Origin of the sequence: Pseudovibrio sp. Tun.PSC04-5.I4, assembly GCF_900104145.1 — a bacterium.
Classification (GTDB): domain Bacteria; phylum Pseudomonadota; class Alphaproteobacteria; order Rhizobiales; family Stappiaceae; genus Pseudovibrio.
Genome location: NZ_FNLB01000006.1, coordinates 2,430,008 through 2,443,072, shown reverse-complemented (window position 1 = coordinate 2,443,072; position 13,065 = coordinate 2,430,008). Strand labels below are relative to the sequence as shown.

Annotated in this window: 13 protein-coding genes and 1 tRNA gene; 5 read left to right on the top strand and 9 right to left on the bottom strand. The window is 46.5% G+C overall.

Features of this window, described 5'->3' with window-relative positions:
• Positions 1-168 precede the first annotated feature (168 nt).
• The 4 genes from BLS62_RS16610 to BLS62_RS16595 all read right to left on the bottom strand — a co-directional run bounded on the left by BLS62_RS16610 (position 169) and on the right by BLS62_RS16595 (position 3,773).
• Positions 169-1,644, bottom strand: coding sequence for a methyl-accepting chemotaxis protein (locus BLS62_RS16610; protein WP_093182898.1), 1,476 nt, complete (start codon positions 1,642-1,644; stop codon positions 169-171).
• A 425-nt stretch (positions 1,645-2,069) separates the two neighbouring features.
• The gene (locus BLS62_RS16605) at positions 2,070-2,549 is read right to left on the bottom strand and encodes a MarR family winged helix-turn-helix transcriptional regulator (protein ID WP_093182895.1); all 480 of its coding nucleotides are present in this window, start codon (positions 2,547-2,549) and stop codon (positions 2,070-2,072) included.
• A 207-nt stretch (positions 2,550-2,756) separates the two neighbouring features.
• The gene (msrA, locus tag BLS62_RS16600) at positions 2,757-3,431 is read right to left on the bottom strand and encodes a peptide-methionine (S)-S-oxide reductase MsrA (protein WP_208990906.1); all 675 of its coding nucleotides are present in this window, start codon (positions 3,429-3,431) and stop codon (positions 2,757-2,759) included.
• A gap of 24 nt (positions 3,432-3,455) precedes the next feature.
• On the bottom strand, positions 3,456-3,773 hold the full coding sequence (locus tag BLS62_RS16595; protein ID WP_208990905.1) for a hypothetical protein: 318 nt from the start codon (positions 3,771-3,773) through the stop codon (positions 3,456-3,458).
• 311 nt (positions 3,774-4,084) lie between these two features.
• Between BLS62_RS16595 and BLS62_RS16590 the strand changes: the two genes are divergently transcribed.
• Together BLS62_RS16590 and BLS62_RS16585 are read left to right on the top strand one after the other, a co-directional pair.
• Positions 4,085-4,174 (top strand) — tRNA-Ser (locus BLS62_RS16590).
• 145 nt (positions 4,175-4,319) lie between these two features.
• Complete coding sequence (locus tag BLS62_RS16585; RefSeq protein WP_093182892.1) at positions 4,320-5,621, top strand: tyrosine-type recombinase/integrase; 1,302 nt, start codon at positions 4,320-4,322, stop codon at positions 5,619-5,621.
• A gap of 292 nt (positions 5,622-5,913) precedes the next feature.
• On the opposite strand, the gene BLS62_RS16580 is transcribed toward BLS62_RS16585, so the two are convergent.
• The 3 genes from BLS62_RS16580 to BLS62_RS16565 all read right to left on the bottom strand — a co-directional run bounded on the left by BLS62_RS16580 (position 5,914) and on the right by BLS62_RS16565 (position 8,459).
• Positions 5,914-6,399 carry a hypothetical protein gene (locus BLS62_RS16580; protein ID WP_093182889.1) on the bottom strand — a complete coding sequence of 162 codons (486 nt, stop codon included), beginning with the start codon at positions 6,397-6,399 and terminating at the stop codon, positions 5,914-5,916.
• A 451-nt stretch (positions 6,400-6,850) separates the two neighbouring features.
• Positions 6,851-7,879, bottom strand: coding sequence for a bacteriophage abortive infection AbiH family protein (locus tag BLS62_RS16570; protein ID WP_093182883.1), 1,029 nt, complete (start codon positions 7,877-7,879; stop codon positions 6,851-6,853).
• Between the two features lie 64 nt (positions 7,880-7,943).
• The gene (locus tag BLS62_RS16565) at positions 7,944-8,459 is read right to left on the bottom strand and encodes a hypothetical protein (protein WP_093182880.1); all 516 of its coding nucleotides are present in this window, start codon (positions 8,457-8,459) and stop codon (positions 7,944-7,946) included.
• Between the two features lie 116 nt (positions 8,460-8,575).
• Between BLS62_RS16565 and BLS62_RS16560 the strand changes: the two genes are divergently transcribed.
• From BLS62_RS16560 to BLS62_RS16550, 3 genes are all read left to right on the top strand, one after another.
• On the top strand, positions 8,576-10,219 hold the full coding sequence (locus BLS62_RS16560; RefSeq protein WP_093182877.1) for an ATP-dependent nuclease: 1,644 nt from the start codon (positions 8,576-8,578) through the stop codon (positions 10,217-10,219).
• On the top strand, positions 10,212-11,318 hold the full coding sequence (locus BLS62_RS16555) for a UvrD-helicase domain-containing protein (protein ID WP_093182874.1): 1,107 nt from the start codon (positions 10,212-10,214) through the stop codon (positions 11,316-11,318). Before BLS62_RS16560 ends, BLS62_RS16555 begins: the two co-directional genes overlap by 8 nt.
• A 105-nt stretch (positions 11,319-11,423) precedes the next feature.
• Positions 11,424-11,882, top strand: coding sequence for a hypothetical protein (locus tag BLS62_RS16550; protein ID WP_143521579.1), 459 nt, complete (start codon positions 11,424-11,426; stop codon positions 11,880-11,882).
• Positions 11,883-12,460: 578 nt separating this feature from the next.
• Here the strand turns inward: BLS62_RS16550 and BLS62_RS16545 are convergent.
• On the bottom strand, positions 12,461-12,715 hold the full coding sequence (locus tag BLS62_RS16545) for a hypothetical protein (protein WP_093182868.1): 255 nt from the start codon (positions 12,713-12,715) through the stop codon (positions 12,461-12,463).
• 68 nt (positions 12,716-12,783) lie between these two features.
• Positions 12,784-13,008 carry a hypothetical protein gene (locus BLS62_RS16540; RefSeq protein ID WP_093182866.1) on the bottom strand — a complete coding sequence of 75 codons (225 nt, stop codon included), beginning with the start codon at positions 13,006-13,008 and terminating at the stop codon, positions 12,784-12,786.
• Positions 13,009-13,065 lie beyond the last annotated feature (57 nt).

The window sequence follows — 13,065 nt, the reverse complement described above, 5'->3', positions numbered from 1 at the left end:
GTTTCCCACTCTGATCGCTGGGCAATTTTACGTAGATTATGGGCCGCAAGAGCCACAAATAGCTACAGAACACAATCGAGCTGTCGATGGCGGCCTTCAGCATATAATCTCCAAAACGCAAAACGGGCCGCCAATGGCGACCCGCAAGTTCAAATCTCAGCGTCTAACTCATGCAACTTTGTGGAAGAAGCGCTCCAGTGCGCTGTGAACTTCATTCAGATCACCATCCACTTTGGTGGCTTTCTCGCTCACATCAAATACGGAGCCGGTTGCCTCATTCATAGCTTCGCTCAGGCTGTTGATACTCTCTGTAACAGCCATTGTGCCATCAGCCGCGGCTGCAATATTCGCAGAAATCTCGTTGGTCGCATCGCCCTGCTGGGTAATGGCCTCCGCGATTGCACCGGTATGGATGTTCACTTCGTCCATGGTTTGAGAGATTGAGCCAATCGCGTCCACTGCTTCGCGGGTTCTGCCCTGAATTGCGGAAACCTGAGAGGCAATCTCTTCGGTAGCTTTAGAAGTCTGGTTCGCAAGCTCTTTCACTTCCGCGGCCACAACAGCAAAGCCTTTACCAGCTTCACCTGCACGGGCAGCTTCAATGGTTGCGTTCAGTGCGAGCAAGTTGGTTTGCTCGGCAATCGCCTTAATAAGCGTCACAACTTCACCAATGCGGTTTGCTGCTTCTGCAAGGCTGCCAATGGTGGTGTTGGTTTCTTGTGCACCGCGGGTCGCAGCTTCAACCATTGTGTTGGCCTGCGCAATCTGACGGGCTATTTCGCCGATAGAAGAAGATAATTCTTCTGAAGCGGCGGAAACTGTCTGCACATTACCTGAGGCAGAATCAGAAGAGCCAATGACAGCCGTTGTATGGCCTGAGCACTTCTGAGTCGCGTTTTCCAACCCCTTAGAAGCAGTAACAATGTCGTGGGTGTTCTGAGAAAGGCTTTTCAGTTGACCATCAACCACGTCACGAAGCTCAGATATGTGCTTTTCAAAAAATGAAATTCGCTCAACTTGCTTCGCGATTCTCTGCTCGGTGTCTGCCAATTCTGTTGCGGCGGCTGCAGTAGCTGCTGCCAGTGCATCAGTCGAGTCACTATCAGAACTGTCAGCATCACCCTGCGCACTGAAGAATGCGATTGTTACGCCAATCAGGAGTACCAGAATGATCAGATTACCGGCCATAGTGCTCTGCGCACTTACCAAGAAATCTGGAAGAATGAATAGGCTACTAAGGAGGTAAAGCGCTGAAACCACGAGGAAACCACCAAGAGCCCCACCGTTTTTAGAGGAACCAAGCACAATCAAGGGCGCGAAGAACAGAATGTTGAAATCAACCTGCCAGCCTTCTGCATATCCCCCAAGCGCTGCGGCTGCAGAAGCAACGCCAGCAAGAACAGCAAGGCAGAGGCCTGAGGTCAGGTCGGACGCACTGGAACCTTTATCCCCTAACCACATAGCAGTTGGAATTGCTGCCAGTATGAAAGCAGATCCACTAAGAATGCTCATGGTGCCGGTATCACCAGCCCAACTCATACCAAAACTCAACAGAGCCAGAACCCAACCTAGGGTAATGGGCCAACTGGCTGTACCAGTGTCAGATTGGCTTACCTCTTCTTCAAATGCGACTGCAGCACTCATTTCAGGTCTTCCCTTAACCGTATCGGTGTTTTGCAACACCCAAATACATCTACCCAATTACCTAAAACGTGTTTCTGAGAATGATGCATTATCCTAAAAACACGTATAAATTCAACCACCTAAAGCAGATCGACCAGTTCAGGTCATTCGCAATCTGCTTTAAATATGAAAGGAGTTACACACACGAGAGAGCTGAAATACGCTACAAGCGTCCAATCGAACGCCGCTCTCGAAATCGTACTGTGTATGGCTCACTATTCAAATCATGGTTGTAATTTGTATTGGGTTTATACTTAAGAGAAGCTTAACTTCGCGGCAGAGGAGCCGTTAAAACGCAAATAACACCGAAGCGTGAACCCCGGTGCTCTTGCGTAGCATATGATCTGAAATCATTAGAGATATAGGAAGGATACCTAATTTAAGCCTTATGCGGGCTCATTCTCTGCTACTGCTTCTTGTTCCATCGGATCATCGTAGCAGAACCGTGTACAGGCTGTGCTTTCGATGTCGCTCAAAATTAACTTGAGAATGGAAGAGAGGTCGTCCAATTGGGACGGATCCACGTCATTTATAAGCGCTTGTGCTGCTTTCCGGCGGGCTTCTGCCACTTCCACAGCTTTTCGCTTACCGCGAACGGTTAGTTCTACCAAGACCTCACGGCCTCTGCGGCGCAGACGACGTACTAACCAGTCTTTTTCAAGACGGTCAATGAGGCGAACGGTAGCGGAATGACTTAAACGAACTTCTTTAGCAACTGTTCCGATAGAAATTGCCGGAGACCGCCTCATAATCAACAGAGCTGCCACAGCACTGGTGGAAAGGTCCCCGTAAGCATCTACACTTGCATCTTCTAGTGCTGTGCTTACTGCGGAAAGTTGGTCTGTAATATGATCTGTTGTCATCATAAATTATATCTCAAAAATACTGGCGTGACGATTTTGACTTAGCGTCAATAGTGCTAATCCTAAAACTGCAGTCTAACAAATGCAAGTTTAATAAAATTGAAAATAATAAGTAATTCGAAGGGGTGCAACCTGCAAATGAAATAAAATCATAAGCAATGCCCCCGATTATTTACAGGTTGCAATTATTTATAAATTACTTTTGATCACCTATTGCTGAAGGGATGAGGGTGAAACAGGCAGCGGGCAAGTCGCACCTGTGCCTCTAAGGCCGCAGTATCCCTCTGGATTCCGTGCTAAATATTGCTGGTGGTATTCCTCAGCATAGTAAAACTCTTCAATTTCCTCGATCTCAGTGGTGATCGCGGTAGTATTCCCAAATTTCTTGAGGGCCTGCTGGTATGTATTTGCAGTTTCCTTAGCCGTCTTAATATCTTCTGTGTCGGTCAAATAAATCGCGGATCTATACTGGGTCCCTACGTCATTGCCTTGTCGCATGCCCTGTGTTGGGTCGTGGCGTTCCCAAAAAGTCTTGAGCAGTTCAACCAGAGAAACCTCAGCTGGATTGTAAACCACTTTCACCACTTCTGTGTGACCGGTCTGACCAGTGCAGGTCTCGTGGTAGGTGGGGTTCTTCGTCAAGCCACCGGAAAAACCAACTGCGGTGACATAAACACCTGGCAATTCCCAAAAGGCCCGCTCTGCGCCCCAGTAGCACCCCATGCCCACATAAAGTACCTTCATGCCTTCTGGGTAAGGTCCATCCAGATTGCGGCCATTAACCACGTGCTTACCTGGTGTCATAACTGGCGTATCCCGGCCAGGAAGCGTATCTCCGGCTTCCGGCATTTTAAACTTGTTTGAGAGCATTTTGAGAAAAGACATATTCACTTACCTGTAGTCTCTGCATCACAGCAAAGTAGAGCTGATGCGACGGCGCTTGTCTCCGTACCATAACATAATGAGGCCGAGCGGTCCGAATATCATCCAAGCTGGCATCAGCAGGATGTTCTGAATAACCGGATCCCATAGGATAGGGCTGACGTAGCGCTGTATAACAGCTTGTGACGCGTTGAGCGTTTCGGGTGATAGGTCAAACCAGATCAAACCCAGAGGCGTGGATGTCCAACTGGAGATGGCAATACTCTTTGTGGCATCCACCACAAATGAGACCAGAGCCACGGCTACAAACCATACACCAATAAAACGCAGCAAAAATCCAACCACGTGTCTGCTTCCTTTTTCTGTGAGCACAACCAGCATCAAACATTGATAAGTGTGAGTTCGCTTACACTATCTGATGCAATCTATGGTGTAACCTATCAGAACAAGCATAAACCACGCTCTTAACATCCAGTCAAAACTGCGTAATTAAGAGTGATAAGTCCCTTGAACAGCCACTGAAAACCCCTTTGTTTTCATTTTAGTTCGACAGATTGGGGAAAGTGACAAAAAAAGTGAAAAGAGCACTTGCGGCCCCACAGAGTTTTGCCTATACCCCTCTCACGCCGCCGGGCTAGCCTCGGTGTTGCGGACGCGGAGAGGTGGCCGAGTGGTCGAAGGCGCACGCCTGGAAAGTGTGTAGGCGGGTAACTGTCTCCAGGGTTCGAATCCCTGTCTCTCCGCCATTCATTTTGTCCCAAAAAGTAACATTTCACCAAAGAAAACAGTAGCCTAGAACTTGTCTGGATTTTCGGTTTGACACCGGCGCCCTTCTCTACATAACATTCTACATAACAAACTACATAACACAGGTGTAGGATTGGACGTAGAATGGCGCATACAATTAGTCGTGGTGTCTACTACTTTGTGAAGCGTATTCCTGGACGGTACGCTTGTGTTGACCCGCGTTCACGTATCCAGCTTTCCCTTAAAACCAAATGCCCTGAGGTGGCGCAAAAGAAATCTCTCATCGTTGAGGAGAGGCTTATTGCGTACTGGGAAGCTTTGCTTGCCGAAGATCATGAGGGAGCGAAGACCCATTATGATGCTGCAGTTAATTTTGCTGAAGCACAGGGTTATTCCTATCTGTCTTTGGAGAAGGTCGTAGCCGAACCTCTTGGTGGCTTGCTGAACCGGATTGAAGTGATTCCGGATAGTGAGAGATCTAAAACAGGGTCCGTTGTTGCTGATGGCCTGCTTGGCGGCGCTCCAAAACCTGCTCTGAAAATATCAAGGCTCTATGAGGATTACCTGGATCTAACTCCAGATCTGCTGATCGGGAAGAGTGACGATCAAATTCGCAAATGGAAGAACCCAAGACTTAAAGCCGTTAATAATTTGATCGCAGTCGTGGGCGATAAAGATGTTCATGAACTAACCCGTGACGATGGTTTGAAGCTTCGTGAGTGGTGGATGGATCGTGTCGTCGATGAGGACAAGAAGCCGAGCACGGCAAATAAGGACTTTACTCACCTCTCCAAAATCTTTTCGACCTGGCGGGATCTCAGGCAAGAGCAGCTCGCCAACCCGTTTCTTCAGCTTAGGCTTGCGGAAAACGAGTTGCAGGAGCACAGGCCATCATTCTCGCGTGACTGGATCAAGACAGCCCTGCTGGCTCCAGATGCCTTCGGCGCGACCAATGAGGAGGCTGTGCTGGTGTTTAAGATCCTCATCAACACAGGCCTTCGGCCATCAGAACTACTTGGTGCGAAGCTGGAGCACTTTGTTCTGGACCATGAGGTGCCTCATATCTGTGTTGAGGAATACCGGGATGGACCAGTTAAACGTAAACTGAAGACCAAATGGTCTGCACGCGATGTCCCGCTGCTAGGTGTCTCACTGGACGCAGCAAAGCGACTTGTCGCAATGGGAGGGGTTCAGGCGTACTACCTCAAAGCGGATCGTTGGAGCGCTTTGGTCAACAAGGTGATGGTTGAGCGAAAGCTGAAAGAGACAGATCGCCATACACCCTATTCACTGCGACATTCATTTGAGGAGAGTATGTTGGAAGCTGGTGTCGATCACCGGCTTCGTGTTGAATTGATGGGACATGCTTACAACAGACCGAAATACGGTGAGGGCGGTAGCCTGGAACTGAAACGTGAGGCGATTATGCGATTTGCCTTTAACTAGGCTGAGGGCGTAAATATTTGTTACGGGAAAAGCAAACCTTCGCTGCATAACAACACAATTGTCACTACGGGCCAACTGCGGCCCTTCTAATGGCTCCATCAAGGGTTGTTGCTATTGGCATAGGAAGATTTTCTGAGTGCTTTCGTGTGCAGTCATACGTGCGTCTACGCGTTCACTTAAGCGCGACGTGAAGCGGGAGAACAGAACCTATTCTTGCCGGTCATGATTACAAGTTTGTTGTTCGGAGCTATTAACGCCCATCTCAAGCAGACAAGCGCTACTTATTTCGATGCTAATGCACCCTTCCGCCTGAACTCTTTTTCAGAATGTCTGTCAGAACGTGGGATGGGATGGGCAGCATGACTTGGCCGAGGGACTTGAGCGTTTCAGCGAAATTTGCGGCAGCTTGTTCAACTTCTTCGCATCTTTGTGGGCAGGTGATGTGCTGCAGGCAGAGGTCCACTGTATCGACATCGTGCTGCAAGCCCGCGATAAGACCCATGGTCAAACATTCTTCGACACAAAGATGCTGAGAATCGTAAGGGTAAGAACGAAGCGGACAGGCTGCGCAGCGCTTCAGTGTGCGCACGTATTGAGATAGGCTGGCTAGCGCCACTCCGGCATTTTGAAGACCGAGCACTTCGCTGTAGAGTTCCCAAGCCATCTCCCAGGGCGTGATGGAATCTGTCTCAAAACCGGATGACCAACGGCGATACCCCTCCAGAACCAGTCTTTCTGGTTGGCGTTCCAGGTAAATATCATTTGCCCCAACATCCATGGATAGCGCCTCTTTCGTGCATCTGGCGGTTGCGTCACTCGGCCAGTACTTAATATATGAATATCAGAGTATAGTTTATGGGGTATGAGTGTTCAAGCGGCAGTTTCAACTTGCGGAGCATTTTGCGATTTATCTGGCACTGATACACGGCCAGTGCGAACAGGCAACTGTGGGCCACAAGCAGCCACTCAGGTGGTTCCATCATGGGTTGAGACAATTCTTTTGGAAGCTAGTGCAGGTGCATTCCTTAGTACTTTTCGGTTGGACCTATGCGCTTTTGTAGCGTGGTGTGTCACGGGTTCATGAGCCCATGGCAGTCATACGCGACATCATCGGTCTTCGCGGGTGCAGCAATTCGCTTGTGACCAATACCTGACATTCGATCTTCCCCAAAGCAGCCGTAGACAAAGTTAGACTACAACTTCAGAGCGATCTCATCTGATGAACTGTTTTAGATTGAAACTGAGTTTGCCTGCCTCAACTCTTCCATCTTAAAGAGCTGGAGCCTGTCTGCAGAGATACCGAGATTTGATAGCGTCGTTTTGAATCTGTGCTTCACATGTTCATCGTAATACGAGACATACCAAATAGCATTTGGCACCACATGCTGTGCGATTGTAACGAAATAATCCAGATCAACTTCTGAGAGGGAGTGCCCCAATACAATTATATGCCATACGTTTTTTTGAGACTTAAAGAATTGCTCGTTATCAGAAATATTTTGCTTTGCATTCTTAAATGAGTTTGCCCAGTAACTGTTTATTGCCACCTCGGCTAGTTCGTACGAAAAGCTATATTGATCACTCTTCTCTTCATACCACATTTCTTGTTGCTCTGGTGTGAGACCTGTTGGTGGCTCTGTACTTTCAATCTCTTCCGCACTCCCTAGATCCTCTGAACCAACACCATGCCCAAGCAATAAGTCCTCACCGGCATATGCTTTGCCATGTATGTAACAGATCTGAGAGGGGTGTATACCATAGTATCGCTCAAGCGTATCTGTATAGTTGAAGCTCAAAAATGAAGCATCTCCAATAATTCTGAGCCGTGCACCATCAATGTCGTTAGGGTATTGAATTGCGCCTTCTTCTGAACCTCCATTTACAAAGTCCTTAAATGCGTGGCGCATATCTTTAGTTAGTACATCTATTATTCGCTCAGCCTCCCAACTAGCCTCTCCAGAACGATGTGGGTCGGAGTCATCTAAATAGTCTCTGACACTCTCCCACACTTGCTCTGCTTCAAAGTTGCCTAGTGTACTCTCAAACTCTCCCCAGCAACTGATCCCACCAGGTTCACTAGAAGCAAGAGGATCAACCTGAAAATTGAAAACCTGTACCAATAAATCGAAGATTTCTGTTCTATTTTCTTTTAAAAAGGACCCAAAACAAGAAAAGCTGGTGTCAGGATATGCCCCCATTTTCTTCCAGTGGTGCAGATCAAATCCGTTACCGATGACATAAAGAACTGGTGTTTTCATGATGATCACTAGTTTGTAAGATCAGAGAAACTGCGAGATAGGCTTTATTTAGATTGAGAGTTTTCTATAGTAAATTCCGCTCAGCATAAGTCTTTAAAAAAAATAGAGATTCAGGGCCGAAATCTTCATAACTGAAACGCCTTCCATGCAGCTCTCTCAGGTCAAAAGTCTTACGCTCAATGGTGTATTCCCTAATGAAAACGGGATTCCGCATTTCCCATTTAGGTTCCGCTATATCGTGAGCAAATGCATTCCTTACCTGATAGATTAGTGCAATGCATTGTTCGTTTTCCGATGCAAAAGCTTTCTTTGGTATACTGTGTCCGGCTTCCTCGACGGAGCGATGCAATGTAATAGCTGCAGCGCCAAAAGCTATTGTGAGATTATTGTGAAGCGCATGTATGAGATCGTTCGGGTCGTTAAAGATCTGAACTGGTGGGACAAAAAATGGGCGTCCGTTGTCATCATTAAATATGATGTCGCAGTCAAGCTTCTTTAGGTCTATTTCACCCGCCTCACCATAAGCCAAAAGCTTCCAAGCAAATTCCACGTTTGCAAATGCTGTTGGTAAAAATTTCATCTCATTCTCCAAAGAGACAATTAAACTAATAAATTGTAGGCGATTCGAAGTCCCAACCTACTGGTTGTTTGGTGATTGCAGCCGTACCTCTTCATTTAAACCAAAGCAGTTTGAAAATGTATATTAAAAAAATAGAGACACGTAACTTCAAGTGTTTCGAAGGTTCATTTCAGCTCGAACTGAATAAAGATCTCAACATTATTGTTGGTGATAATGAGGCTGGAAAAACAACAATCATTGAAGCAATTCATTTGGCGCTCACAGGACTATTTCATGGCAAATACCTGCGCAATGAATTGTCGCCTTATCTCTTTAACAACAGGGTAATAGACGCATATTTAGCGAGTTTGATAACACCGAAACCTCAGCTCCCACCTACCATCCTGATTGAGTTGTATTTGGATTATGACGTATCTCCTGAAGCTGGCCTGCTGGTGGGTAATGGCAACAGTTCTGGTGTGACGTGCCCAGGAATACTCTACAAAATTGAGTACAATGATGCGTATGACGGCGAGTACAATGCTCTCGACAAAACAAATTTGAAGTCCTTGCCCATTGAATTCTACCGAGTAGTAAGAAAGTCCTTCGCCCGAAAAGAAATTACTGCATTGAGCATTCCAATCAAATCGGCTCTCATAGATAATTCCACATACCGCACTTCAAGTGGCTCTGATCTTTATATATCTCGTATAGTCCGCAATGGCTTAGAAGACGAAGAAAGGGTTAAACTATCTCAGGCACATCGTGAGATGAAGCAACATTTTATGGACAACAAAGCGGTTCAGGGCATTAACGATAAGCTTCAAAAAGATCCTTATCTAAAAGACAAGAACATTGAGGTTTCGGTCGATCTTGGTACGCAATCTGCTTGGGAGAACAGCCTCGGAACATATCTCGATGAAGTTCCGTTTCATCTAATAGGTAAGGGTGAGCAGAGCATAATTAAGACTGCGTTGGCGATGGGACACAAGCGGGCCAAAGATGCTTCTGTAGTGCTGTTAGAAGAACCTGAGACACATCTCTCGCATACTAAAATGAGTCAGCTAATCTCGAGGATCGAGAGCAACTCAGAAGGTCGTCAACTTATTGTCAGCACTCACAGCAGTTATGTGGCTAACAAACTTGGCTTGAACAGTCTAATTCTTTTGAACAGCGATAAGACTATGCGTTTGAATGAACTCAAAGCTACTACTTCGAAATACTTCAAAAAGCTTCCAGGATATGACGTTCTACGGCTATTGCTTTGCAATCGAGCAATTCTGGTTGAGGGGGATTGTGACGAGTTGATGGTGCAACGCGCCTACACAGACTTGCATGGTGGACGGTTACCAATAGAAGATGGCGTTGAAGTGATTTCAGTTCGTTCATTGGCATTCAATAGGTTTTTGGAAATTGCTGCTCCGCTTCAGAAAAGAGTGCACGTCGTGACCGATAGTGACGGCAAAATTGAAGCGTTAGAGAAGAAGTATGCAGACTATCTTGGTGACAAGAAGAAAGATTGCATCAACATCTGCTATGATGATGAACTCGAAATCGGACCGGATAATGAGTTTAATTACAATACTCTTGAGCCAAAGCTACTAAAAAAAAATGGATTGGTACTCTTTAATAAAATATTTGGTACCAAGCATGCCGCTGATGATGAAATGTTTAAATATATGCACCGGAATAAGACTGTCTGTTCACTCAAGTTATTTGAAACCAAAGAAAATCTGAAGTTTCCAGAATACATTATGCAGGCAGTGAAAAACGATGGCTAACAATAGGTACTTGATAGCCGCTGCAGGTTCAGGAAAAACCACGTATCTTGTCAGAGAAGCTTTGAAAGTTCGCGAAGACTGGGTACTCATTACAACCTATACAACAGCGAATGAGCAAGAGATTCGAAAAAAGATCGCCGAAATGAATGGCGGTTCTATGCCCTCAAACATCAAAACACAAACTTGGTTCTCTTTCTTAATTGAACACGGCGTTCGCCCGTTTCAAAGTTTAATACTTGATGGGGATATTCATGGAATGGAGCTTACCAATGAGCCCTCAGGCTTAAGGTATCGCGATGAGAGTTTTGACCCACCCAGGCCTATTTATTTCGGAGCTGAAACACATTCAAAGCAGCACTACTTGAACAGTGAAAGAGATATTTATTCAGATAAGCTCGCAAAGTTTGTCGCTACCGCTGAAGCAAAATCTAAAGGCGAGATCAGCAAACGGCTATCGTTGATTTATAAGTATATATTCATAGATGAAGTACAGGATTTGGCCGGACACGATTTGACGCTATTGAGAGCTTTTTCTAAGACAATTGAAAACTTCCTGTTGGCGGGTGATCCGCGCCAAGTGACATACCTCACGAACCATCCAAAGGCGAATAAAGATTTTAGGAATGGGAATATCAGAGGTTTTTTGGAGAAAAAGCAGTATAAAAAGCAACCTTTTAAGTTTGATACGGTAACCCTCAGAGATTCACATCGAAACTGCAAAGAAATTTGCGATTTTGCATCGTTGCTATACCCTTTCTTGCTAGCGTCTGAACCATGCAAATGCAAAAAATGTGACTCGCAAAAAGACAAAAGCCATCGCGGCATTTATTTCATTGCACCTATAGACATTGAACCTTACTTGAAGGAGCGCAAGGCAATCCAATTGCGTTGGGATCGCACAAAGGAAGTATCATCTGCAACTGCGGTGTACAATTTTGGAGAATCCAAAGGGCTTACTTTTGATCACGTGCTGATCTACCCCACCAAAGGAATGAAAGCTTGGCTAGTAGATAATACTCAAGCTTTAGCGGATGAAACACGAGCAAAATTGTATGTTGCAATCACCCGCTCTCGGTCAAGCGTAGCATTCGTTATGTGAGCATTATGGGTTATGCCATTGTCTCAACCCCAGCTGAGGAATTTTCAGATTGCGTTGAATCCAGCGCCTTAATCAACCAAAACATGCCATTGGAAAGCAATCTAAATGACAGCCGCAAAAATGATTGACCCTGCTACCATTGTTGCCCGTTGCCACACTATCGAAGAATTAAGTACAGTAAAAGCCCGCGCCGAGAAGCAAGGTTTACAAGCTGTGGTCAATGCCTGTGTGGCAAAAATGGTTGAACACTCAGACGTGCCCTCGTACATCACACCCACCGATCCCAATGACCCTTTGTTGCCGAAATTCACTGAAGCGGTCAGAGCGCTTGAAGCCATAAGCGGAACGGCAAAGTCTCGAACGTGGCCAATGCTCGAACGACGAAGTGCCACAGAAAACATCGCACGTCTTGTTCTGAAGACAAATGCTTCGACCGGATTTGAAGAAACTATTAAATATGGCATTGCACATCTGAGCTTTGAGCAGATTGTGCTGGATCACCCAGAGCTCTTTGATGCGAAGGTATTAGAAGCAGCCCTCCAGCGCTTAAACTCATTGGAGTGAGCGCAGTAACCAAGAGGTTTTCCAAATTTGTTTTTGCATAATGACGACTCGGGTGCCAAGTGTTTTTAAATGGAAATATCTGGTCCTACAGCGTTGCGGCTATTGAAACAAACGGTATGCAGCATGGATGGCTGATTTGAGAAATTGCAGTGTAATATTCAAAATTTAACAACCGGCAATATTGGGCCAGTTGAGTAATTACAGGCCCCTCATGAGAGCGACTGCAGACGCTTCTGGGTGAATTGGCTCAACTCTTGATAGAATTACGTGAATGGCAACTCTTGGCCCACCAAGTCAGCAATAACTTGAGGTTGACCTGGTTTTCTGCGCCGCAGCGAAGGTCAGCAAAGTCCCGCACTGGGTACATGGACCGCGCTTAAGTGGGTTGCCATCCACACCTCAGGCCTTTTAGAGGCGCACCCAATCAGAAATAGCAAGAACGTAAAACCGGTGAGGCCTCTGCACTGAGGCGAACGGCGGCTATGGTCACAGAGTTAATATTCAAGACAGCAATGACCAATTGGAGCTGAAGGCCGACAACTCACTCGGGTTAAGCTAACGCTTTTGCACTCAACCATCTAGCCCTCCATCGCGATTTTTCGTGCCAGGGTCAGATCATCTTCCCGTTGCTTGAATTCTTCTATCTCTCTCGTGAGCCGCTGGAAGATCGGCAGGTACTTCGTGTTCCCGGCTGCAATTATGGTGGCCATGATCTTTTGCGCGTTGAGGAGGCGTTCCAGTGTCACCTCCTTTTTCACATCAGGTCGAGGGAGAAGGTAGGAGACTGGAAACGCCTTTGCTGCTGCTTTTTTGCGGCGTGGAGCGATATCCATTTTATGCACGTTCCTTTGCTCAGGGTTGGAACCATGGTGGGTTAACTGGATTGCTCCGTCCGGCGTCCTTACCTATGGGAACCATTGGCTTCGAAAGAGGTGATCTGGGTGGTGATGAAATCTGTCGGGATACTCTGGGCTTTAGCCTTGATCGAAGTTTCATTCAGTGCAGGCACCAAGTTAAGCAGAGCGATGCCGGTGATGGCAATAATTGCCAGCTTCATGGCCTCGCAAAAAAGGAACAGAGGCACGTTGCAGCGATCACTAAATGCGTCATTATCAATGCTATTCATGGGTCTGTTCCTCATACTTGAGGGGGGAAAGTGAGAGCACTTCGCGCTTATCAGGCT